Genomic DNA, 23,384 nt, shown 5'->3' on the forward strand with positions numbered 1-23,384 from the left:
AGGGGTTTTCTGTTTTGAAATCAGATTTTTACTTAGGATGGTGTCAAATGACAGAACATGTGGAAACGACATTAGCGCAAATTGGAAACCGTAGCGAAGAGGCGACTGGTACGGTCAGTCCCCCCGTTTATCTTTCAACAGCATACAGACATAGAGGCATAGGGGAATCAACCGGATTTGATTACATTCGAACGAAAAATCCAACAAGGCAGCTTGTAGAGGATGCGATTGCTTCACTCGAAGAAGGGACGGCCGGATTTGCCTTCAGTTCGGGAATGGCTGCGATCCAAACGATCATGGCGCTATTTGAAAGCGGTGATGAACTCATCGTCTCATCAGACCTATATGGCGGTACATACCGTTTGTTTGAAAACGAATGGAAAAAGTACGGCTTACGTTTTCTTTACGATGATTTTTCAGATGAAGACTGTTTACGCTCTAAAATCACGCCAAACACAAAAGCAGTCTTTATTGAGACGCCGACAAATCCACTTATGCAAGAAGCGGATATTCAAAAAATAGCGAAGATTGCAAAAGAACATGGCGCTTTGGTCATTGTCGATAACACCTTTTACACACCAGTCTTGCAAAAGCCGATTACGCTTGGAGCGGACATTGTCATTCATAGCGCAACCAAATATTTAGGCGGACATAATGACGTTCTTGCCGGGCTTGTGGTCACAAAAGGAGAGCAGCTGTCTGAAGACATGTTCCAGCATCAAAATGCGATAGGAGCGGTTCTATCACCATTTGACTCATGGCTATTAATGAGAGGGATGAAAACACTGGCTCTTAGAATGCGCCAGCACGAGGCAAATGCGCAGGAGCTAGCCGAGTTTTTAAAGAAACAGCCAGAAATTCAAGATGTCCTTTACCCAGGCAAGGGAGGAATGCTGTCATTCCGTGTAGCCGAAGAAGACTGGGTCAATCCATTTTTAAAGCAGCTGAAAACGATTTGTTTTGCTGAAAGTCTTGGCGGAATTGAAAGTTTTATCACGTATCCTGCGACGCAAACGCACATGGATATTCCTGAGGAAATTCGCATTGCAAACGGTGTGTGTAACAAACTGCTCCGTTTCTCCGTTGGTATTGAGCACGTAGATGACCTGAAGGCAGACCTAAAGCAGGCACTATCACAAGTAAAAGAGGAGGTACATGCCAAATGACCACACATGATTGGACATTCGAAACCCAACTCGTTCATAACGCATTCAAAACAGACCGTTCAACAGGTGCAGTCAGTGTGCCGATTCAGCATGCGTCCACCTTTCATCAAAGCAGCTTTGATGATTTTGGTCAATATGACTACTCAAGATCGGGGACTCCCACACGTCAAGCGTTAGAGGATACGATTGCGGCGCTAGAAGGAGGAACGAGAGGGCTTGCTTTTGCATCTGGCATGGCAGCCATCTCCACTGCTTTTCTTCTATTATCAAAAGGAGATCACGTCCTTGTCACAAGAGATGTGTATGGTGGTACATTTCGTATGATCACCCAAGTCCTTTCAAGATTCGGCATTGAGCATACCTTTGTGGACATGACGGATTTGAATGAAGTCAAAAAAGGCATTCAATCGAATACGAAGGTCATTTACATGGAAACACCGTCAAACCCGACGCTAGGAATTACGGATATAGAGGGCGTCGTCCAGCTTGCGAAAGAACATGACTGTCTGACATTTTTAGATAATACATTTTTAACACCGGCTCTTCAGCGTCCGCTCGACCTTGGCGTTGACGTTGTCCTGCACAGCGCAACGAAATTTTTGAGCGGCCACAGTGATGTACTGTCAGGCTTAGCGGTGGTGAAAGATGAGAAGCTGGGAGAGGAACTCTATTCGCTGCAAAACTCCTTCGGTGCGGTCCTTGGCGTGCAGGATTGCTGGCTTGTGTTAAGGGGGTTAAAAACCCTTCAGGTGAGATTGGAAAAAGCCAGCCAAACGGCATTTGAACTCGCTTCATTCCTGAAAGAACATCCTGCGGTGAAAAAAGTATACTATCCAGGCTTAGATGACCATCCAGGAGCAGACATTCAGCGAAAGCAAGCAAGCGGAGCTGGAGCCGTTCTCTCATTTGAATTAGAAAACGAAGCAGCAGTCAAAGAATTAGTGGACGCTGTCACATTACCTGTATTCGCCGTCAGCCTTGGCGCCGTCGAATCGATCCTGTCATACCCAGCCAAAATGTCACATGCGGCTATGCCAAAAGAAGAAAGAAAAAAAAGAGGGATTACGGATGGCCTGCTTCGATTAAGTGTAGGAGTAGAAAACGGAGAAGACCTCAAACGCGACTTCAAACAAGCACTCGATCAATTAAAGCCCGTTCTTGTCAACCAATCATGAAGGTGAGAAAAAGCCGGCACAGCTGCCGGCTTTTTGACCTTTTTTGAACAAAACCATTGACGATTGATCATGATGGTTATATAATAGAGACTGTCAGTAACAGAAACCCCAGAACTGATACATAACCCGATTCCGTAGCTCAGCTGGGAGAGCGCTACCTTGACAGGGTAGAGGTCGCTGGTTCGAGCCCAGTCGGAATCATCAAGGGTTTCAGCGTTCCGAGCACATTCTTGTGTCACGTTGGAGTCACAAAAAAGAGGAGTCACATTTTATTGTGATTCCTCTTTTTGTTTGCCTTGTAACATGTCGCTGATAAACGTGGAAGCGTCCCTTTGCATGTTTGGCATTAAATGTGAGTAGGTGTTAAGTGTAATCTGTATATCTTTATGGCCTAGTCTTTCTTGAACAACTTTAGGATGAAACTTAGTTAATAGCAAAGAAGCGTGTGAATGTCTGAGATTGTGGAAAGGGATATCAGGTAATTCTAATTGTTTTAAATATGCTTTGAATTGTCTTAATAAATTTCTAGGATTAATCGGGTTTCCTGTTTCTGAGCATACAACTAAGTCTCTATTTGTATAAAGTTTTCCGCTTAATTTCTGTTCTTTTCGTACTCTTTCTTTTTGTTTTGTTAAGATGTGGATATCGTGGTCTGACAAATCAATCGACCTTATACTTGATGATGATTTCCCCCCATATTTCAATTGACCGCCTGAATGTTCTAACGTCTGAACAATCCTTAATACTCCATTATTAAAATCAATATCTTTAAATCTGAGTCCCAAAATTTCGCCTTGTCTTAAGCCGAACGAAATAGCAAGCCAAAACGCAATGTAATATCGACTATTTCTAGTGTGATCAAGAAACAAAGACATTTGTTCAGGTGTCCACACCTCTACTTCTTTTCGTTTTACAGACGGCTTGCGAACCTTTTCGACAGGATTTTTATTAATTAGTTCATCTTCAACAGCCGTCCTCATTATGTTGTTAATCATATGGTATATCTTTTTAACAGTTGCAGCTGATAAGCCTGATTTAACTAATCTATTGATGAAAAGCTGAACAGTCTGAGTGGTTACATCTGCCAACTTGATACTCCCGAGTGCAGGGAGTATGTGATTTTTTAAATTATAATGGTACACTTTCAAAGTTTGATTACTCACATCAGGAGTTTTTATATTTAACCATCGATTGACGACCTCAGAAAAAACGATATTTTTTGAATTGTTTAAATCACCAGCATGAAACATTTGAATATCATTTCTAAGTGCCTCTTCTGCGTCTTTCTTTAATTTAAAGCCACCACGTTTTCTTTGTTTTCTTTTTCCATTTTCATCTTTTCCCATGTCGAAAACATAATACCAATTTCCGTTGCGTTTATCTTTTTTAACGCTTGCCATTATTTTTTTCCTCCTGATAATACTGTTTGTACAGCTTTGCCCCTCTTTCCTGTAATTTTCGCATCACTATCTGATTGATTTCTCCCTGGTGATCTTCTATAAATTTTAAATAAGTAGATAAAATGATATCACTTTCGAAGTAATGACTTTGTTTGCGTAATTCTACAGCATCCTCATCTTCTTTATCTAATCCTTCACTGTTTAAAAAAGTTTCTGCCTTTATTTTTAAAAAGGTGTTTTTTGTAGCAGGTATATGGGTGTGTGCACCAGCTTTATACACAGTGCTTTCTTTGAAATTATCCCCATCTGCATTAATTTCTATATACTCTGCAACATCATCTGATATAGGCATTCTAACAGCAAGAATGATTTTTCTGATAGTCTCAAGACTATTTTTTCTTTTGCCGAATTTTCCGTTCTCAATATTTGAGATTGTACCTTGTGAAACACCTGCCCTTTCAGCTAACTCTGCAGAGCTTATGCTCTCAGATGTTCTGTAGGATTTAAATAATGCAGCTATTTTTTCATTCATATCATAAAACCTCCAAATTTCTTATCCTCATTATAACACAATTAAATAACAGGTAATTAAATAAAAAATATTAAATAACTATTGATTTATTAATTATTTAATTATATGATTGGTTCATACCTACAAAATAGGATGAATCAGAAAACTGAAGGAGGTGAATGTATGACGCAAGAAGAACTAAACACGCTTTTAGAGAAAGTTGCACTTGATGTGCAAGATATTAGACGTATCACAGGAGCAGGAAGAGACACTGCATATGCATTATGCAAAAGTGGAAAGTTTCATGTGGTGAGAGTCGGTAAGAACAGAATTAAAGTACCTACAGAAAGCTTTAAGAGATGGTGGTATGGTGAAGGCCATTATGCTTAATAAACGAATACATACATAAGCAACACCCTATAACATAATCGGAGTGATCCAAATGAACAGTTTCTACATATCTAATAGAAAAATAGACTGGCACTACTCCAACTCAACCTAGATCAACTCACGTTCTTTGACAACTGAATAACCCACAATTAAAAATTTACATCTAATTGGAAGCGAGGTGATTTATAATGAGAGATATGCAAAACTTCTCATCTTGGCAACTAGCACAAAACATAATGATGCATGAGTTCATAGCGCAGAATGACGATCTAATAGACCGATTTCCATTATGGCTTCAGCACAACAGGCATATCAAAGAATTTGACTTGCTCCCAAAGAGTGAAATCAACAAGATGATCAAGCTATTTGATCCTGCAGCTGATGTTGAGATAGATAAAGAATTGCAATTCATATAGTGATAACTAGGGGGATATTGGATTGAGCAAATTAAAAGCATTCATCAAAAGCAAGTGTGAAGACGATTCTTCATTGGCTATGAAATTGGCAAAGTTAGCAGGGTATACAGACAGAAGTGGATTTTACCGATTTCTAAATGACGGTAGAAAAGAAACAACTGATATTCAAAGTATCATAAATATTGTCAAAGAAATCGATCCAGCAAATGAAAGAGTTATTATGGGAGAATACATAATGACGCTTGATCCAAATAAGTCTGCAGCAAGACAGGCTCTTGAATATTTAGATGTAAATAAATATTACATTGAACGTAATGCATTACTGGATAAAATGAAGGATGCTCACAACGGAAAATCTCAAGAATGGTATAAAATCTATTCAATTCATAGTGAGGTTCAGGACGGTAATTTAACGTATCTTGAAGCGATGAATAAAGTAGGATCGGTCAACACGAAGACACCTGAAATGAATGTATTTAAGAATATTTTGCTTTTATATCCACTGTGTTCAAAAGGTGAGTTCGGATTGATGAGTGAAATTGCTGACTTAATCGATGTGGATTCACTTCATATAACTGGTTACGTTAACGATTCCTATAGATGTAGGCTGTTGATTATGAGTGCTAGTGCAGCAGTAAGTCAGAACAAGCTTAAAAGAGCACGATTCAATGCAGGAATGGCTTTATCAGAAACTAAGATTGATAGATTCGCTGTTTTCGCCTGTCTACATCTTGGTAACTCATATATCTATACAAGCTACGAGAAAGCAAAAGAAAACTTCTTCAAAGGGTTAGGATACGCAAATGCTAATTCAGAATACAAAAGGGAAATCAAAAGAAGTTTAGCGATGCTTGAAAATGTATGGAACAAAGAAGAAAACGAGTGGTTAGATTTAGATTCAATAGATACTACAGACATGCAAGAGGTGGCTTTCCATCATATTGTTAATAAGCGTAATGATCAAGCTAGATCAATTTTAAATCAGCTTGACGAAAGGGATTCAAGCAATCACGAATTAGCTTACAATACCTTTTTAAGAGGGTTGTTGATGAATGATTTTAATTGTTATTGTCAATCGGTGAAACTTTTTAAGGACACTGGAGACAAGTACACGCTCCAACTACCCCTAAGAAATATCGAAAGGCTGGGTGCAGACAAGAGTCTAGTGGAACTTATTGCTCACTAGAAACCTTATCAATTGAAAGGAGGTGATTAAATGAAGAAAACAGCATTATTTTTAATCGTAGCTGTCGCAATTTTCAGTGTTGGATTTGCTTCAGGCCAAACATCAGAGCAAGCTATCGAATTCATCAAAACTGCAGCAATGGGCAACGGTGGATGATCTACATATTAGAAAGGTGGGGAGATTGAATCCCTGCCTTTTTGATATATGGGTCGACGTCGACCCATTTGTTCTTAAAACAAAAGGAAAATTAATTGACACGTACACTGCTGATTTTGGTCGAAGTTGATAAAATAAGGGTGAGGGAGGATTCAATGAAACCAAACGATAATGAAAAATCATCGGTTGAATTAAACAAAAAGGAACGTATCAAGAAAGCTTCAAAATACATAAACAGACAATATGATAAAAGCCTTCGTATGTTATCTCAGCAAGGTGAAGGTGCATCATCAAAAGATTTTAAATAAAACAGAAGAAGGAGAAATTGAAATGATTTTAAGTCTAACTTGTACGTGTGGAAACGAAGTGGAGTTTAATAAAGAACAATTTTTACATAGTGAAATTTCTGATAATGAATTTGGCCACCATGAGATACATCTATCATTCGATTCTGAGATTTACGGTACTGATGAAATAGGTGGAGAGCATTTCGCAGTTAGTGATCTTTATGTGAATGATGAAAGTTTGGTCTTAACTTGTAACCGATGCAATTCGTCTTTAACTATCAAGAAATCTTAATGGAGGAAGGAGGAAGCGATTGGGTAAATTCAGAAGTATGGCTATCTCAAGCATGGCAGAGGATCTTGGGTTTAAAACAGAATTAAAAAACAACGGTACATATTATAACCCTGACTTGAATGCGCTGCTGATCACTAATGGATTTGTAGCTGATTTAGTGAAATTAAACTATTTCGAGTCAGCGATCATCAAAATGCCTTATAGGATGAATAAAGGTATATGTAAAAAAATTCTCTACAGAGAATCAACGACTAATCTAAGAAAAGACATAGGTGTAATGATCAGAAGTATGAACTCATTCACTTCTGATGGATATCACAGAATGAACATAATTAAATGGAATGAAGAAGGCGATTCATTAATCGTTGCAAGTGAATACTGTCCTGAAGCGACAATACATATTGATTTAATTGAAAGCAGCAAGTTGAAATACATAAGGGAATTAGAAGTGGGTAAAACAACTCTTTTATGCAAATTGGATTGTGATGAAGAAAGGAGAGTTGTTGTCCTACATGCAAAATAATAACCACTATTACACTGATCAAGTATTTGAGGATGAGAAGGACGTAGAGATACAGTTTCTTCAGAATAATCAATATGCGCTGGAAATTGGTTTGGACAACACTAACAAAGCGTTAAAACACTTTGAGAATCAAATAGCAATGCTTACGGATTTTATAGCGGAGCTAGGGTTAGATGAGGAATACATAAAGTACATGAACGAGATCGCAACAGATGAACATAGCGACAGCAGCTGCAGAGAGACAGCGAGATATTACATAGATATTATTAGCCAATTAAAAAATTGACCTAGTTAGGAGAATGCCTATTGAGTAAAAATAAGTTACACGTTGAAGTTCCGACACATATCATAAGAAATGAGAAATTTTACATATCGAATCAGGAGTTTCATTTATACGCTTATCTATGTTTTTTATATTTCAGAAACTTTAGCGAAGAAGAGCTAGAGCTTGATCACCTTAAGCTTAAAAATTTTCTGAAAATCAGTGATGCAAGAACATTGAAGAAGCGTTTGGATGCCCTATACAAGCATAACCTTATTAGAAATAAAATTGAAAAGCTTCCTACGAAGGGGACTTTGAAAATTATGTTTAATGGAGATGTCAAAAAGGATGAAATGTTCTGCAAGATGAACCCAAACATATTTACATATTTTAAGAATGATCAAATAGACTCGAATGGTATCAGGCTGGCTTTTTATTACAAGAGTCATATAAATGAAAAAGAATTGGCCTCAAGAGATTATTGCTTTGTAGGATTTGAAACACTGAAAGAGAGATTGAAAATAGGTAGCACAACCATATCTAACGCTAACGATTCTTTAAAAAAGGCAAAGCTCGTGAAAATAAAATCACATAAGTTAGAAACGTCTTATGATTATGACGAAGATGACGCTTTGGTGTTTGACAGATGGAATAATCACTACCATATTCTAGCACCGCTATATTAGGGTTTTCACCTACATCCTGAACCTGCATATCTAAGGTTCATAAATGCAGATGTAAAATTTTAAAACGCAGGGGTGTAGGTCTATTATTGTCGCACTGTGAGGTGTGTATATAGAAGAGTATTCTAATATAAATATACATAGAAGATACATAGAAGATACAGTATCTAGGAATCGCAAAAACAAGTTTTGCAATTACCATATTTAAATTCAAATAACAATTTGGAGGAGATTCATTGAAATCAAACTTATCAAAGCAAGTATACATTTACTCATTAGACACGTCAGCATTTTTTACACCAGAGGAACAGGTCATCAATAATGAAAATCTTAGTTTGACTTACTTTGTTGAATTTTTGAAAGAAATCAAAAGTAGCAATGTTAGTCTAAGCGTAATGGATAGAATTGAACTAACAGAGAAGCAAGAAGGAGAAATGAAAAAACATCGGCCTGCCAAAAATATAATTACTGATTATGTTAATTCTTTGAAGATAGTTGCCAAAAAGGAGCTGGAAGGTTCAGAAGAAAAGCAGCTGAAGAATATAGAAGTGTTGGAGGATGAAGGGCTTACCAGAAGAAAAATTGTAAAATTGTGTGGGGTTGCTAATCTTATTAAAAACCAGAATAAGAAGAAAATAAAAGAATTGATGTCGGACTTTAAAAAGACAAGGGAACTCAATCTTGATGCAATCAGATACAAGAATACTGGAGATATCAATATTAACAAGGTTATTGGAATTTTTGAATCAACCTTAACTAGAACATTAGGGATTGAAACAGAAAACGAACAACCTTCAAATGAAATTATTATTGTTGAAAGTTTTTATGAAGAAGTTTTCGGCAGTCTGATCAAAAAAGGATTTAAGTTCAATAAAAAGCAGTACGACTATTATGCCTCATCTGCTGGTCAGATTCGTGATAAGAAAGGTGTATTCATCAAGAGGTCATCGCTAAATAAGCACAAAACAACCTTAATGTGCGGACTCGATGAAAAGTTGATCAACTCTAAAGGCGGCATGAATATCAATAAATGGAATGCTTATCTCGCCCTAAGTAATAGTGCTAGTTCTGTATGGGAAGGCTTCGATATTGATAAAGCTATAGTTGTTCCAGATTTTGAGAATGAAATTGAAGGAAGCTTTGACTATATTGATCGTAATACATATGAAATAACTCGGAAGAAGATGACTATCCCAGTCGATCAGACTGATGGCTGCGGAATGATATTGCCAACTGTTGCAGATAAACCATTTCAATTCAGAGCACCATTTATGAAGGGGATGCTAGTACCTTTCGATTTCAAACAGTTTGCAAAAGAGCATGGTAAATCAATTATAAAAGACATTGATGGTCGTGAATGGGATGTGCTGGTAGACGATATTCACATGATCCTTACAAAGTCTCAATTTAAAATGTGGAGCTATTATGGCAACGAAAGTGAAAGTAAGTGGGATCACTACAAACGCTGTTTCAAGGAATATAATTGTGAAGCATCCAAACTAAATGAGGAAGAGGAGAACTTAAAGACAAGTAAGCTTAACTATCAAATGCTTCAAACCTTAACGGACATCACAGACAGCGAAATGACAAGATTAACAAAACTTACGATTAATGAGATCAAAACACTTTATCAGAGCACTGATGCCATGTTAGATGTTATGGGAGCCGTTGAAGAAAATGAGAAAAGAAGCAGTCTCCAGGAAGCTCTGTTTGTATATCCTGGCTTATTAAAAGATAATCATGTGAAAGAAACGATCAAAGAAATTAAAGCGAGGATGATCAAGGAAGCTAAAGCAGGAAAAATAAAGTTAAAAGGATCACATCATACTTTCTTAATACCCGACCTGTACGCAGCTTGTGAATTTTGGTTCAATGGTGAGAAAAATCCAAACGGATTAATTGAAGATGGAGAGGTTAGCTGTAAATTATATGAAGACAGCTTAGAAATTGACGTGCTTCGTTCTCCTCACCTTTATAGAGAGCATGGCATCAGATCCAATGTTATAAACGAAAAAACGAAGAAATGGTTCATCACAAAAGGAATCTATACATCAAACAAAGACTCTCTATTTAGGTTACTGCAGTTTGATTTTGATGGTGATAAGGCTCTTGTTGTAAGCGATAAGGAATTTGTCAGTATTGCTAAAAGAAATATGAAGGTTGGCCAACATGATGAAATTCTTCCTCTTTATTATGAAATGGAATCTGCTCAGAAAGATATCATTGAAAATGGCAAAATATATGACAATCTGAGAAGTTCTTTCAAGGTCAACATCGGAGAGTTTTCTAATAACATATCAAAAGTTTGGAATAGCAAAGATGTAAACCTTGATGTAATCAAATGGTTAACGATGGAGAACAACTTTGGAATAGACTACGCAAAAACGCTATACCAGCCAACGAGGGCTACACATGCTAGTAATGAGATTGAAAAGTTCTTGAAAGTTGAAGAAGGTGATAAAACAAGAAGGCGAAAGCTGCCATACTTCTTCAAATATGCGAAAGACAAGGACGAGAAAAACGTTGAAATGCCTAATGGTGCTATGACTGTTGATAAGATAGATATAATTATGCCGACTGCAAGAGAAACGAAAAGAAGTTTTGATAAGGCGTTGGATCCATTAGAGTTTAATTGCAGACTGTTCATGAGTCCGAAATTACATAAGAAAAAACCATTAACAAAAGAAAATATTTATAAATTAGATCAACTCCTTAAAGAGTATAAAGAATTATACAAAGCGAAATATTATGAGAGTTTAAGCGCACCTGATCGTAGCCCTAGATTGCTAGAAAGGATTAGAAGATTAAACGAATGTGTAATGCGTGAATTGAAGATAAATCATGGGGATTCAGATTTATTAAAGATGGTTGAAGTGATCAAAGTGTACAAAATGATGGATACGAATAAATACAGGTTAAGCAATCAAGAGAAAAAGGAAGAAAAGAGATCTGATAAAAAATGGTTTGTGTATAAGGTATTCACTAACGAACTATTGAATCTAAATGTGACAAAAACTGAAGTGGTCGATATCTTAGTTGAATATCTATTCTTCATTAAGAAGACAAAATTCAAGGATACATTATGGGGATGCTTTGGAAATGATCTCCTGTGGAATCTGAAGACAAATTTAAATGTGATTGCTGAATGTAAAAACCATCATTGTGAAAACAAGTTGAGTGATCTGAATGCCAGAAGACATTACTTATGTGAGGATTGTTATAAAGATCATCGGAAACAGTTGGATGCGGATAGAAAAGCAATTGCGAGAAAAAACAGAAAAATGTCCGCTTGAATTTGATAACAGATTAATGGATACACGAAAAACCCTTGATACAACAAGGGTTTTTTATGTTCATATGAATTTCTATAACCGTATACTAGGGAATAAATAATTTCCCATTTAAAACATAACATAAAAATGAATGATAACGCAATGATTAAATAAATCTTGCGAAAGGAGTCGGGACTAGAATAAATGAATATCGAACGATTTGAATTAAGACAAGCCATGCAAAAAAGAAGAATAACCCAAGTGGAAGCAGCCAAGCATTGTGGTTGTACTCAGTCTCATTTAAGTAAATACTTCACTTTCGAGTGCGAAATTTCAAAAGAAAAATTAAATCGACTTGTCGAATTTGTTTATTCTCGCCCTGAACTCGTATGGAAGAAAAAGTAGCAAATTTTTTGGTCGTCACTACAATACCGTTTGTTGCGGAAACAGCGAATAAGGGTTGTACCTAGCAATTTCAGCGACCTTACCAAAAACAAATGAATTTGCGTTCACGTTTTGTAGTTTTGTAATCATTTCATTTCGCCTCCAGAAAAACGAATGATTAGGTGAGGTTTGTAAGATACAGCCCACTGCCCCCGAAAGTTACAAACATTTTTATTTCTCCTTTTTGTATGAGTGTTGGGGCGCTATATGCGCTCCTGTATTCGTACAACTAAAAAAATTCAAACGATAATATTTCATATAAATGGATGGTGTAAGCCATGTTTAAACCAAAATGGGGAAACCCAAATCCCAATACAGATTTTCAAAAAATCTATAGCAAAATTGATCCAGCCTTACTGGAACGAGTTGAACAGAATATAAAGAAAGAGATTTCTATGACAAGTTTAGTCCCTCATTGGATAAAGGAGGTGACACGTTTAAATGAGTAACATTGAGAAAAACTTTTTGGATATTTACAGACTGATTTCATCTAATGAAAAGAATAATAGGTTCTTATTCTATAAAGAATCCCCACTATCTTCAGATCATCCAGATGTAACAAATGATGATCAAATCCCCTTGTTAATCTACAGATCACCCAAAACAGATGATCTGGAACATGAAAAACCGATTGCTAGAATGTGTATGTATTTAGCGAACGGTACTCCCACAAATAACCTACAAATTCAATCCCAAGATATCATGATTGACATCTATACCAGTATTGATGAAGTGGAACAAATTGAATTAAGAAACTTAAAGATTCAAGACAATCTTGCGCAGCTGCTTTTTGATAGCAGAGCAACTGGCTTCGGAAAAATTGTGAATTATAAGCGAATGCTAATTCCTAATTCCCCAAATGGATATATCGGTTATAAGCTTATTTTCACTTTTGGTACAAGTAAATGAAATCAAATGATTTTATGCAGCTTTTCGGCACTGGGCAGCCTGTAAAAACACCAATAGGGGATTGTCACTTCATTAAGATTAAAGAGTATGTTGATTTCTCAAGTGATCTTCAATTGATGGCAGATCACAAAGATAAAATAGCTGAATCTATGCGACAGGTCTTGAAAGATAAACTTGATGCCCAGGACATTGAAGAGATGGTTAGTGGTCGTAATTTATTTCAACTAATTTTGATGCATCCGCTGTATTTAGATGCTTATCAATCTATACTTATCAAGGTTTTCAATGATGAAGGGATCATGTCAAAAATATCGGAAGAAAACTTCATGGAGTTGAGAAGTCTTGTCTTGAAGATGCATCTAATTAACGAAGACAAGAAGTCACCAAATTCAGAGATAGACGAGCTTAATCAGATTTCAAAGGAATTAAAATCAAGTGATGACGGTGCTGATCTATCAGACATGATTAGTGCGGTTGTAGCAATGACTGGCATAGATTATTCCACTATTAATGAGTGGTCACTTTACCAGCTTTACCTTACATATCACCGCATACAAAAAAAAGTAAATCATGATGCGTCTGTTATTTTTGCTACTGTCAGTTCAGAAGTGAAGATTGATAGATGGGACGATCATATTGATTTATACGCTGAGGAGAAACACCACTTGTCACACAAAGATTCAGAATCAATCAAAAAATTACTAGGCTGATAAATTCAGTCTTTTTATTATTTAAGGAGTTGTTTATTTAGAAATGGCAAAGCAGACAGTTATCCACGAGGTCGGTAAGGTGACAATGAAACAAATTAGTACAGGGAAAGTGATTGGATCGGCCGTAACACAATTAACATCCCTCGCACAGCAAGTTCAGCAGGACTTTTTAAAAGGTGGCTGGGGAAACAAAGATTTATATGTTATCAACTCAAGCAAAGAAGTCTCAGGTAACATTAGGAACGCTTTCTTCGACCTTGATTTCATGGCAATGCAGCAAGGAGTTTCCATTGAGAATGAAACTATTTCCGTTTACGAAGATGAAGTTCTAACAGTTAATGATTCAAATGGTGTTACCTTGACAAAAACACCATTAGAAGATTCAGAAGTTACATTCACAAATAAAGCCAATGGTGAAGTGTATCAGACTGTCGTTTCTGGAATGAGTTACACGCTTTCAGACACTTTTGCTAAAAAAGGTGAACAAGTTACAGTTCATTACTTAATTGAAGTTGATGCTGAAACTGTTGAAATCAATGGTAATAAATTCTCGGAGAACTATTACCTAGAACTTCATACGCTTGAGTATGACCCAGTTACTAACAAAACTTACAGCGACCTTTATATTCAGTTGCCTAAAGTTAACTTCTCAGGCGAGTTTGATATGTCACTTGAAGCTGGACAGGCATTTACACCAGAGATAGGTTATAGAGCGCTTGCAGATGACGATGGGAAAATCGGACGTTTTGCAAGAGTTAAACGTAATGAAGATGGCTCAAAAGGAGCAGCGCCTTCAACACCTGGCAACTCAACGCCTGACGATGGTGGAGACTTAGGAGATTAATTTACTTGGGTGTGCGATTAAAGGTTGCACACCCCTTAATAATTCACACAAAAAGGAGAATGAAAAATGATGAAAAATGAAATTAAAAGTAACGAGAATATGAGATTTATCAATATTAAATTTGAAATTAAGGCTTTGTTAGAGAATGAAGCGATGTTTGATGTGGCGGTTGAGGATTTTAAACATACATTGCGCCATGCTGTAAATGAAGAAAAGGCTAAGTTAGCGGGTGAATCTGAATGACAACAAAAGCAGTTAATTTAACGACATTAGGTGAACTCACTAAGAAATATGATGAGAAGAAGAAGGTTCAACTGAATGACGAGTTCCACCTTTATATTTATCCAGAGTTTGCACCCAGTAAAATTGCGGAAGTCTTAAAAGAGTTAAATACCGATTACTTCAACGGAGATAAAAAAGGTTTGAAGATTGATGAAGTTGCTATGACAGATTGGTTGTATTTCTTAATCATTAAGAAGTTTACAAACCTTAAAATCCCAAATAGTCTGAAATCTAAAATGAGTGCTTATATCAACTTAGTCGATAGTGGGTTGATGGGAAAGATTATGATGTCATTTCCCGAAGAAAGTATTCAGAAGGTGCTAGATCATATCAAGAGTGTTGAGGATGCTGTAGATCAGCTTGTTGACAGCGATTTGGATAATAAGACGGAGCGGGTTATTAAAGCGTTAGATGAGCTGTAAGGCACGTTAAATACAATGGAATCAAAATTAGAGAGGATTGATTTAAGAATGGAAAAGAAAAGTGACATTAATGTTCAAGAAATTGCCGACGGTATCGTTAGAAAGGTAAATGAAGTGAAGTGGGAAATCCGTCAACTAGACAGAGAGAGAAAGTGGAAATTTGATAAATTAACAACAGATTTAAATGCTTTAAAATCATTAGATGGATTCTATGACATTGAAATTTCTGTTTTTGCTGAAAAAAATCGTTTGTCAGTAGATGAATATATTGAAGAGGTACACAAAGAACTTATTATTGACGTACCACCAGGGAGTATTATTCTACCAGAGGTGAGCAAAAATGTTTAAAAAGATCAAAAAAGAGTTTATTGCTGTGGATTGTGATAAATGTTTAGTTGAGCGTTGCAACTCACCAGAAGGAATCCTGAATATGGTAACTAATATATGCCGTACTTTAGGCGGCGAGTTTTCACCTCAAAGGTGTGATTCTTGTAAAGAAAACGACACGCAATTGGTTGATATGGATGGATTCAAAAGAGTTACCAAAGAAATGCTAGATCATATTGCCAAGCTAGAGTTTGAGAATGATCAATTGGCCAATCATAGGTTAGACCCGTTTTATGAACCAAGTGAAGAAGTAAAAGAAACAGTTGATCACATTGTTGAGGAATATAAAGATGAGATTAAAGAAGTTTTGTCGGTGAGTAAAGATACCGTTGAATGTCTAGGTAGATTATCGTTTGTACAAAATCCAAAGGAAGTGTTTAAGTATTGAGTGGATGTGAAATTTTAATACGATACCCTGACTGGGATAAGTTTAAAAATATTTTCGTCGAGATGATTGACAATATTGGCACAATACATCATAGAGATAAGATTCTTGAAAGATATAAAGCTGAATTATTGGAAGTATACACATCACCAAAATATTATATTAAAGTTGATTCGGAAGAGGAGCGACAAAAGTTACGATCAATGGATGAAGAAGCTATGGAAAAAGGAAGGAAATACGTAGATAAATTCGTTGATGATTTACTTTGCGAAACGAGGGTAAATGCTGTTTTGTACGTTAAAACTATGTTGAATTCCCTCTCAGTTGCTAAAGGAGTGTAAAGCAAAAAATGTTAGATGAAAGAAAGATTAAATCGATCTCATTAATAGCTGAAGCAAGGATGACAATGCAAGCTATTGCTGATGAAATTGGAGTCAGTCGCAATGCATTATACTTGTGGAGAAAAGATAAAGAATACTCACTGGAGCTGGACAATGAGATACAAAACTTCAAACTTTTAGCACAGCAAGAAAGAAGCGCAAGAGCTAAAAATTGGTTTAAAAAATTGGAGAATATAGGCATGGATGATAGTCAAAAGACTAAGGATCAGCTAGACGCTCTCAAAACGCTGCTGGCATATTCAGAAGGTACTCCAACATCTAAGGTTGAAATCACTGAAACAAAGTCTAATGAAGTAGATAAAGAAACAATCGAAGATGAGATTAAGAAGTGGAAGAAATCTAAGGAAGAGCAATAAAAACCCTCATCTATATTATACCATAGAGAGGGTTTGTTGTTTCTTTTTAGCTCTAATTAATGTGCTCTTGCTTATGCCTGTCAGCTGTTCAACTTGTTTATACGAATGATCATTTAATAACTCAAGAGCGTGCCGTATTTGCTTCTTTGAGAACTTATTTGGTCTTCCTTCTCTAAAGTCCTCGCTTTGCTTCGCACGTGCTTTTCCTTCTTGTGTACGTTCTACAATCATATCCCTTTCAAACTGAGCAAAAGAGCTCAAGATGTTAAATATTAAGCGGCCTGTAGGCGTATCCTCAACGAGTCCCATATTCAAAACGTGAACCTTAATCCCTTTATCAAACAAATCTTCAATTACATCAATTGCATCTTTAGCTGATCTTGCAAACCGATCAAGTTTAGTTACTACTAAGGTGTCTCCTTTGTGTAATTGTGATAGTAAGGCATTAAATTGGGGGCGTTCAACTTCCTTTTGGCGTGTCCCTGTGAATTTCTCCTGATAAATCTTTTCGCAACCTTCCTCTTTTAATTGCTCGATTTGACCTGTTAAGTCTTGACCTTGTGTACTTACACGAGCATAACCATATTTCATATTGAGCACCCCTTTTTAAGTATGTATTTATGACACTTAGTTATGACACCTTTTGATACCTTAATTATACTGGGTGTCTTAATTGGTGTCAATACTTAAAAGTTATGACACCGATATTACTTGAATTCATTATGGAATCACATAATTGTAGGCCGATTATAAGAGTGTTTAAAGCTCGATACAGAAGCGACAGAACTGTTGATACAAATATATCTCGAAGTAGATAACGTGGCTTAGAAAGGAAGCGGACAGGCTTTAACCCCCACCTTTCTGTTTGAGAAAATGCCCTCTTAAACGATAGCAGGGTACAAATTTTTTGCAGTATTTTTCAAAGTTTCGAGGTGATAAAAATAACCAAATCAATCAACATAAACACATCTGACAATAGGATGTTTTTATATGAATATTTAGTCAAACAGGCAATCAGAGAGAATATGACTGAAACAGAAGCAGAAGACTTCGCATCTCATATGATGGTGAAACGTTCAGAAGATTTATTCACTTATCATGGATTGGCTTGGGAATTAGGTCAGAAAAATCTTGAATTCTTCTGTTTATTTTTCCTTCAAGATACATTTAGAGCACCTGATACGTCTGAAATAGCTCCTATTCATAGAGAGATATGGGAAGACATTGAAGGAATGCTTTTGCGTAATACACATGATAAGCAATCGTATATTCTGCCGAGGGGAACAGGTAAAAGTGCCTTCGCAAACTTACCAGCTGTTTCTTTTTCTGTTGCAAATAAGCTTAGAATTTTCACATTAGTATGCTCATCGACTGGTGACCTTGCTGAAAAGTTTATTAAGCAAATCAAAGAAGTTTTTGTAGGCAACGTTTATATTGAGTCTTGCTATGGCAAGCTTTTAGATCCCACAAACAAAAAATATATCTGTAATTCATCTCAACTTGAGTTTACAAATGGAACGATGGTTGAAAGCATCAGTAGTAAAACAGATATGAGGGGTAGGAAGTATGGAAACACTCGAATTGAGTTAGCCATTTTAGACGATTATCAAAACAATGACGATTGTGCTACGGATGCAAATAGAGAGAAAAAATGGAATCGTTTTTCTTCAGATGTTAACTTTGCGTTCCAAAAACCACAATTTGATGAAAATGGGAAAATGGTTAGACAAGGTGGCATTATGATTGGATGTGGAACAATTCAGCATCCAGAGTGTTTCTACAGTAGGCTTCAAAAGTTAGCTACGTGGAAGGTTCGCAAAGAAAAAGGGATTCTTGTAGATGACATTGATGAATTGTTTAATTCTGGTCTATGGGCTGAATTTAGAGACATTCTTTCAGATCCTAAAAATGAGAACAGGCTGCAACATGCAAAAGAGTTTTATTATCAAAATGAAAAGGAAATGAAGTTTCCGATTCTGTGGGAAAGTTACTGGAAACCATTAGAAATGGCTCTTGCTTATTATGAAAACCCAGTGGCATATAACCAGGAAGTTCAAGGTGTTATTACCTCTACTGGGCAAAAGAAATTCAAAACTATTATTACTGAATCTGCTGAGAATATTGAAAGTCATAACTTTGTTAAAACCATGCTTTCTATTGATCCAGCAGGGACACGAAACAAACAAAAGAAGAAAAAAGATTATTACGCTTTTGTTGTAGGTAGTATCTCAGATATGAATATCAAATACGTTCGTAAAGGTACTGTCTTTAAAGGTGAGTATGAAGATTACATGGCTCACACATTGAAGCTGCTTAAACAATATCCTGACATTACTTTTGTCAACATTGAGAAAAACGTATACAACGGAGCGGATGTAATTCAGCTTCAAGAATTAGTTAAAAATGATCCTGTATTATCTGGAAGAAATATCGAATGGTTGAATAATGCTGTTACTAAAAACAAGGATGACAGAATCAACACTATTGTCGGTGATGTAAATATGGGAAGAATCATTTTTAATGAAGAGGATGAAGAGGCCATTCAACAACTCAAGGATTTCGCTGGAGCGGATTTCTCTGCTTATGACGACTTTCCTGATGCAGTCGCAGAATGGTCTAAAAGGATAAATGAAGTAGAAGACGTAGGGTATGTTAAATCAATACCTAAAAACTGGTTCTTCTAAAGAGGTGTATGAGTATTTTTGATAAAGAAGAAATTATAAAAAAGCTGCTAGATGAATTGAAAATGACTAAACCCAATTATGATAAAAAGTGGCGATACTATAGTGGGGATCATGACATTCTTCACAAACGTATTGCCAATGACCCGATGAAAAATGATATGAGGGTTTACTTTAACTATTGCAGGAAGATGGTTCAAAACAGTGTTGGATATTTGTTGGGTAAACCAGTAAGTTACAACTCTAAAACAGACAACAAAGAATTTTTAAGTTTGATTGATTATAACTTTAATACATGGGAACACAACCATAACATTAAATTAAAAATCATATCTTCAATCAATGGTCATGCATATGAGGTTAGCTTTATTAATAGCGAAGGGGATTTTCAGTGTGCTGTATATCATCCGTCTGAAATGATTGTGCTTCATGATAATTCTGTTGAAAATAGGATTACTTTAGCTGTTCGTAAATATAAAGTTAAATTTGATGATAGTGAGTACATTGATGTTTGGGATGATACCTATTTCCGAAATTATAAAATTAATGGTGGAACTTTTGAACTTTTACAAGAAAAGCCACATAGGTTTTCACGCTGTCCAGTAAGAGAACTAAAGAATAACGATTCTAAGAAATCTACATTTGAAGATATTATGAAGATTATCGACATTTACAATGCTATCCTGTCGGTATCAGCGCAAGAAATCATGGATCATCGTAACTCTTATCTCGTGTTTAAAAATTGTAATATTACAATGAAAGATGCTAAAGAGATGCGGGAAAACGGTATTATTCAGTTGCCTAATCCAAAATCTGAAGTGAAGTGGCTTACAAAAGACATCAATGCCACTTTCTTAAAAGACGTACTTCAATTGCTTCAAGATGAAATCTACGCTCAAAGTCATCAGGTTAATTTAAATGAGAATTTCCAAAGCAACACTTCGGGAGTAACAATTCGCTTGAAACTCCAAGAGCTTGAAAATCAGTCAGCAATCAGTGAGTCAGATTTTGATCAGTTGTTAAAATCAAGGCTCAAACTTTTCTGTGAATATTTAGCGCTTAAAGACATTAATAATGAGAAGTTTGATTATAAAGATATTGCTATCTCCTTCACACGAAATGTTCCAGTTGATGATGTTGCCAATGCTCAAATGGTAGCTACATTGAATGGAATAGTTCCCCATGAAGACCTTCTAGCTCGATTATCTTTTATCTCAAATCCTTCTGCAGCGTTAGAAAAGCTCCAAAAACAACTAGAAAACAGCAAAGATACGACATCTGATAAAGCAGATGTTTTAGTAATCCCAGCATATGAAGACCCTGTTGAACCGACAGGGTTTTAATTATGCTTTAAATTTGGGAATCCTGTGAGCGGTTAGGGCAGGAATGTATGAATGTGGGTTAAACATACAACAAAACAGACTTTATGGCGAGTACATAAAGGCAAATTAGATGGAGTGATATACATGAATTTAGAAGAAGTAAAGCAGTTTCTAGAACAACAAAAAGAAACGCCAGAAGTGAAATCATATTTAAATGAGCTTTCTGCTTTATCAGAGGATAAAGTCAGACAGTTTTTAGACACTGAGGGTGGAAAAAAGGTTCTTCAACCACGTTTAGATCAGCATTTTACAAAAAGTTTAGAAACGTGGAAAACTAACCATTTGGATGGGCTAGTTGACAAAAAGGTTAAGGAACTTAATCCAACTAAAAATCCACTTGAAATCAAAGTTGAAAAATTAGAAAAAACTCTCAAGATGAAGGAGATCAAAGAAAAAGCATTAGAGAAGGCTCACCAAGATGGCCTACCTATTCAATTGATTGACTTTTTTCTAGATGAGGATTCTGAGAAAACAGAAACAAATCTAGACAATTTTAAATCTGTGTTTGATCAGCATTTACAGAGTAAGACAAAAGAAAGGCTTAAAGAAGGTGGGATTGACCCTAAAGGCAGTCCGCAACCACCAAAAACATTTACTAGAGAACAACTTAAAGGATTGACTCAAGAACAATATAAAGCTAATGAGGAAGCTATCGATAAACTTCTTTCATTAAATTAAAAACTATAAAAGGTTAAGGTGAATTAAATAATGGCGTATGAAAATTTTATTCCTGTTGTATGGTCAACTAAATTAAACGAAGCTTATAAAAAATCCCTGGTTTTTGGCAATCTAGTCAATACAGATTATCAAGGTGATGTTAAACATGGTAATACGGTTAAAATCAATAGTTTTGGTAATGTAACTATTGGCGATTACGATGAAAATGGCGTAGGTGAACCAGAGCAAATTGTTGGAAGCCAAACTGAACTTAAAATAGATCAAGCTAAATACTTTAATTTTAAAGTTGATGATATTGATGCAGCTCAAGCTAATGTCAATCTTCTAAGTGGGCAATTAAAAGAGGTTTCATACCAACTTGCTGATGTGGCTGATCAATTTATCGCAAATTTATACACTGGTGTTGATCCTAAAAACACTATGGGAACAGATGAAGATCCTATGAGAATTGATTCTCAAAATCTATATAATAGACTGGTTAGTCTTAATGTGAAACTTTCTGAAGCTAACGTCCCTAAACAAGGCAGATGGGTTGTTCTTCCTGAAGCTGGTCATGGGCTATTACAAAAAGATCCCCGCTTTACTAAATTCCCTGAAGTTTTATATGACGGTTATATTGGTAATGTGGGTTCGTTAAAAGTTTTCACTTCTAATAACTGTCCTACAGTAGGGGATAATTATAAAATTATCGCTGGACATAGTTCAGCAATCTCGTTTGCTTCTCAAATTGACAAACTTGAAGCTTTTCGACCTGAAAAGTTTTTTGCAGATGCAATTAAAGGTTTGCAAGTTTATGGAGCTAAACTTGTTAAACCTAAGGGTATTGCTGTTCTAACAGCTTTATTCATGAGCGAAGTATAAAAAACACAAGAGGGGGAATCCCCCTCCTTTTTAAATTAAAAATAAGGGAGTATGAATTATTTGTGGATTAAAAATAAAGTTACAGGTTTAGTTTGGAATGTAACTGAAGATCATTACAATTATTTGATTAAGCAGTCTGATTACGAACAATACACTGAAAAGAAGAGCAAGAAAACCAAAACCAAAGTCGAAGACAATGAAACGGCAGGTGGAGACAATGAATCAACTTAAAGATTTTAAGATTTTGATTGATGAAGAAGTTGATGATGCTGTTTTACAGCTCTATATTAATGATGCAGAAAACTTCATCCTAAACCATTGTAATTTAGATGAGATTCCTAATCGTTTATATTCAGCCCTTCTAAATATCGCAGTTTTCAAATTTAGACTGAGAGGATACGAAGGAGTCAAAAGAGAATCAATGGGAGCTGTCAACGAAACGTTTCATGAAACGATTCCTGCCTATATTATTAAAGAGTTGGATGACTATAATAATAACAATCAAACAGTTAAGTTTCTGTAAAAGGCCAAGCCATGAATCTTAAAAAAACCTTCTACAAAATAGAAATTGAGACTGTCCCAACTGGAAAGATTAATGAGATTACTGGGAAACCAATCATGGAAAAGGTAGAGAAACTTATTCCATACAAATGTGAATTCCAGCCTTTAGATGAAAAGATGTATCAGTCTGCTTTAGGTAGATTTCCAGATGTCACAGACTTACTGATCTGTAGACCTTTAAAGTTTTTACAAACAGGCACAGAGATAGTGTACAAAGACATTAAATATGAAGTTCTTTACCGTCCCAGGGATTGGGGAAAGCATATTGAGGTATTTGTAAAACCGAAAAAATAATGAAAAGAAACGCTTCGACTACATTTTCGAGGTGTTTCTTTTTTTTATTTTTGTTTTATTACAAAAGG

General features: G+C 35.9%; 31 protein-coding genes and 1 tRNA gene. 29 read left to right on the forward strand and 3 right to left on the reverse strand.

Annotation, left to right across the window (positions count from 1 at the left end):
• Positions 1-47: 47 nt before the first annotated feature.
• The 3 genes from NKR21_RS06340 (at position 48) to NKR21_RS06350 (ending at position 2,542) form a co-directional block, all read left to right on the forward strand.
• The gene (locus tag NKR21_RS06340) at positions 48-1,166 is read left to right on the forward strand and encodes a methionine biosynthesis PLP-dependent protein (RefSeq protein ID WP_144457846.1); all 1,119 of its coding nucleotides are present in this window, start codon (positions 48-50) and stop codon (positions 1,164-1,166) included.
• A complete protein-coding gene (metC, locus tag NKR21_RS06345; protein ID WP_144457844.1) occupies positions 1,163-2,341 on the forward strand; it encodes a cystathionine beta-lyase in 1,179 nt (392 codons plus the stop codon). The genes NKR21_RS06340 and metC overlap by 4 nt, the downstream gene beginning before the upstream one ends.
• A 128-nt stretch (positions 2,342-2,469) precedes the next feature.
• Positions 2,470-2,542 (forward strand) — tRNA-Val (locus NKR21_RS06350).
• A gap of 68 nt (positions 2,543-2,610) precedes the next feature.
• On the opposite strand, the gene NKR21_RS06355 is transcribed toward NKR21_RS06350, so the two are convergent.
• On the reverse strand, positions 2,611-3,741 hold the full coding sequence (locus tag NKR21_RS06355) for a site-specific integrase (protein WP_144457842.1): 1,131 nt from the start codon (positions 3,739-3,741) through the stop codon (positions 2,611-2,613).
• Positions 3,728-4,273 carry a helix-turn-helix transcriptional regulator gene (locus tag NKR21_RS06360; RefSeq protein ID WP_056705029.1) on the reverse strand — a complete coding sequence of 182 codons (546 nt, stop codon included), beginning with the start codon at positions 4,271-4,273 and terminating at the stop codon, positions 3,728-3,730. The genes NKR21_RS06355 and NKR21_RS06360 overlap by 14 nt, the downstream gene beginning before the upstream one ends.
• A gap of 162 nt (positions 4,274-4,435) precedes the next feature.
• On the opposite strand from NKR21_RS06360, the gene NKR21_RS06365 reads away from it, so the two are divergent.
• From NKR21_RS06365 to NKR21_RS06450, 19 genes are all read left to right on the forward strand, one after another.
• Complete coding sequence (locus tag NKR21_RS06365; protein ID WP_235562245.1) at positions 4,436-4,642, forward strand: helix-turn-helix domain-containing protein; 207 nt, start codon at positions 4,436-4,438, stop codon at positions 4,640-4,642.
• 188 nt (positions 4,643-4,830) lie between these two features.
• A complete protein-coding gene (locus tag NKR21_RS06370) occupies positions 4,831-5,058 on the forward strand; it encodes a hypothetical protein (RefSeq protein ID WP_144457841.1) in 228 nt (75 codons plus the stop codon).
• 22 nt (positions 5,059-5,080) lie between these two features.
• Positions 5,081-6,244: an AimR family lysis-lysogeny pheromone receptor gene (locus NKR21_RS06375; RefSeq protein ID WP_144457839.1), complete on the forward strand. Its 1,164-nt coding sequence runs from the start codon at positions 5,081-5,083 to the stop codon at positions 6,242-6,244.
• A 30-nt stretch (positions 6,245-6,274) separates the two neighbouring features.
• On the forward strand, positions 6,275-6,400 hold the full coding sequence (locus NKR21_RS21155) for a hypothetical protein (protein WP_260858192.1): 126 nt from the start codon (positions 6,275-6,277) through the stop codon (positions 6,398-6,400).
• A gap of 155 nt (positions 6,401-6,555) precedes the next feature.
• Complete coding sequence (locus tag NKR21_RS06380) at positions 6,556-6,708, forward strand: hypothetical protein (RefSeq protein ID WP_186299668.1); 153 nt, start codon at positions 6,556-6,558, stop codon at positions 6,706-6,708.
• A gap of 290 nt (positions 6,709-6,998) precedes the next feature.
• Positions 6,999-7,502: a hypothetical protein gene (locus NKR21_RS06385; protein WP_144457835.1), complete on the forward strand. Its 504-nt coding sequence runs from the start codon at positions 6,999-7,001 to the stop codon at positions 7,500-7,502.
• On the forward strand, positions 7,492-7,788 hold the full coding sequence (locus NKR21_RS06390; RefSeq protein WP_144457833.1) for a hypothetical protein: 297 nt from the start codon (positions 7,492-7,494) through the stop codon (positions 7,786-7,788). Before NKR21_RS06385 ends, NKR21_RS06390 begins: the two co-directional genes overlap by 11 nt.
• 20 nt (positions 7,789-7,808) lie before the next feature.
• A complete protein-coding gene (locus tag NKR21_RS06395; protein WP_144457831.1) occupies positions 7,809-8,450 on the forward strand; it encodes a hypothetical protein in 642 nt (213 codons plus the stop codon).
• 233 nt (positions 8,451-8,683) lie between these two features.
• Entirely contained in the window at positions 8,684-11,740 is a 3,057-nt protein-coding gene (locus tag NKR21_RS06400; RefSeq protein WP_144457829.1) for an RNA dependent RNA polymerase, read from the forward strand.
• 183 nt (positions 11,741-11,923) lie between these two features.
• Entirely contained in the window at positions 11,924-12,124 is a 201-nt protein-coding gene (locus NKR21_RS06405; RefSeq protein WP_008343997.1) for a helix-turn-helix domain-containing protein, read from the forward strand.
• A 480-nt stretch (positions 12,125-12,604) separates the two neighbouring features.
• The gene (locus tag NKR21_RS06410; RefSeq protein WP_144457827.1) at positions 12,605-13,072 is read left to right on the forward strand and encodes a hypothetical protein; all 468 of its coding nucleotides are present in this window, start codon (positions 12,605-12,607) and stop codon (positions 13,070-13,072) included.
• Positions 13,069-13,782: a hypothetical protein gene (locus NKR21_RS06415; protein WP_144457825.1), complete on the forward strand. Its 714-nt coding sequence runs from the start codon at positions 13,069-13,071 to the stop codon at positions 13,780-13,782. Before NKR21_RS06410 ends, NKR21_RS06415 begins: the two co-directional genes overlap by 4 nt.
• Before the next feature lie 43 nt (positions 13,783-13,825).
• Positions 13,826-14,626, forward strand: coding sequence for a hypothetical protein (locus NKR21_RS06420; protein ID WP_144457823.1), 801 nt, complete (start codon positions 13,826-13,828; stop codon positions 14,624-14,626).
• 66 nt (positions 14,627-14,692) lie between these two features.
• Positions 14,693-14,869 (forward strand): hypothetical protein, encoded by a 177-nt coding sequence (locus NKR21_RS06425; protein WP_186299667.1) that lies wholly within the window; start codon positions 14,693-14,695, stop codon positions 14,867-14,869.
• Entirely contained in the window at positions 14,866-15,330 is a 465-nt protein-coding gene (locus NKR21_RS06430; protein WP_144457821.1) for a hypothetical protein, read from the forward strand. The genes NKR21_RS06425 and NKR21_RS06430 overlap by 4 nt, the downstream gene beginning before the upstream one ends.
• Positions 15,331-15,378: 48 nt before the next feature.
• Positions 15,379-15,678, forward strand: coding sequence for a hypothetical protein (locus tag NKR21_RS06435; RefSeq protein WP_144457819.1), 300 nt, complete (start codon positions 15,379-15,381; stop codon positions 15,676-15,678).
• Entirely contained in the window at positions 15,671-16,105 is a 435-nt protein-coding gene (locus NKR21_RS06440) for a hypothetical protein (RefSeq protein WP_144457817.1), read from the forward strand. Before NKR21_RS06435 ends, NKR21_RS06440 begins: the two co-directional genes overlap by 8 nt.
• A complete protein-coding gene (locus NKR21_RS06445; protein WP_144457815.1) occupies positions 16,102-16,443 on the forward strand; it encodes a hypothetical protein in 342 nt (113 codons plus the stop codon). The genes NKR21_RS06440 and NKR21_RS06445 overlap by 4 nt, the downstream gene beginning before the upstream one ends.
• 8 nt (positions 16,444-16,451) lie before the next feature.
• Positions 16,452-16,859, forward strand: coding sequence for a transposase (locus NKR21_RS06450; RefSeq protein WP_144457812.1), 408 nt, complete (start codon positions 16,452-16,454; stop codon positions 16,857-16,859).
• Between the two features lie 15 nt (positions 16,860-16,874).
• Here the strand turns inward: NKR21_RS06450 and NKR21_RS06455 are convergent, their stop codons facing one another.
• The gene (locus tag NKR21_RS06455) at positions 16,875-17,450 is read right to left on the reverse strand and encodes a recombinase family protein (protein WP_144457810.1); all 576 of its coding nucleotides are present in this window, start codon (positions 17,448-17,450) and stop codon (positions 16,875-16,877) included.
• A 434-nt stretch (positions 17,451-17,884) separates the two neighbouring features.
• Between NKR21_RS06455 and NKR21_RS06460 the strand changes: the two genes are divergently transcribed.
• The 7 genes from NKR21_RS06460 (at position 17,885) to NKR21_RS06490 (ending at position 23,316) form a co-directional block, all read left to right on the forward strand.
• Positions 17,885-19,543 carry a hypothetical protein gene (locus tag NKR21_RS06460; RefSeq protein ID WP_253602494.1) on the forward strand — a complete coding sequence of 553 codons (1,659 nt, stop codon included), beginning with the start codon at positions 17,885-17,887 and terminating at the stop codon, positions 19,541-19,543.
• 8 nt (positions 19,544-19,551) lie between these two features.
• Entirely contained in the window at positions 19,552-20,883 is a 1,332-nt protein-coding gene (locus NKR21_RS06465; protein ID WP_144457806.1) for a phage portal protein, read from the forward strand.
• A 123-nt stretch (positions 20,884-21,006) separates the two neighbouring features.
• A complete protein-coding gene (locus NKR21_RS06470; RefSeq protein WP_144457804.1) occupies positions 21,007-21,600 on the forward strand; it encodes a capsid assembly scaffolding protein Gp46 family protein in 594 nt (197 codons plus the stop codon).
• 30 nt (positions 21,601-21,630) lie between these two features.
• Positions 21,631-22,461 carry a P22 coat protein - protein 5 domain protein gene (locus tag NKR21_RS06475; RefSeq protein ID WP_144457802.1) on the forward strand — a complete coding sequence of 277 codons (831 nt, stop codon included), beginning with the start codon at positions 21,631-21,633 and terminating at the stop codon, positions 22,459-22,461.
• Between the two features lie 60 nt (positions 22,462-22,521).
• Positions 22,522-22,692 carry a hypothetical protein gene (locus NKR21_RS06480; protein WP_186299666.1) on the forward strand — a complete coding sequence of 57 codons (171 nt, stop codon included), beginning with the start codon at positions 22,522-22,524 and terminating at the stop codon, positions 22,690-22,692.
• The gene (locus NKR21_RS06485) at positions 22,679-22,984 is read left to right on the forward strand and encodes a head-tail connector protein (protein WP_144457800.1); all 306 of its coding nucleotides are present in this window, start codon (positions 22,679-22,681) and stop codon (positions 22,982-22,984) included. Before NKR21_RS06480 ends, NKR21_RS06485 begins: the two co-directional genes overlap by 14 nt.
• Before the next feature lie 11 nt (positions 22,985-22,995).
• Positions 22,996-23,316 carry a hypothetical protein gene (locus NKR21_RS06490; RefSeq protein WP_144457798.1) on the forward strand — a complete coding sequence of 107 codons (321 nt, stop codon included), beginning with the start codon at positions 22,996-22,998 and terminating at the stop codon, positions 23,314-23,316.
• Positions 23,317-23,384 lie beyond the last annotated feature (68 nt).

This window comes from Bacillus sp. 1735sda2, from assembly GCF_024159245.1.
In the GTDB taxonomy this organism is placed as follows: Bacteria; Bacillota; Bacilli; order Bacillales; family Bacillaceae; genus Bacillus; species Bacillus pumilus_O.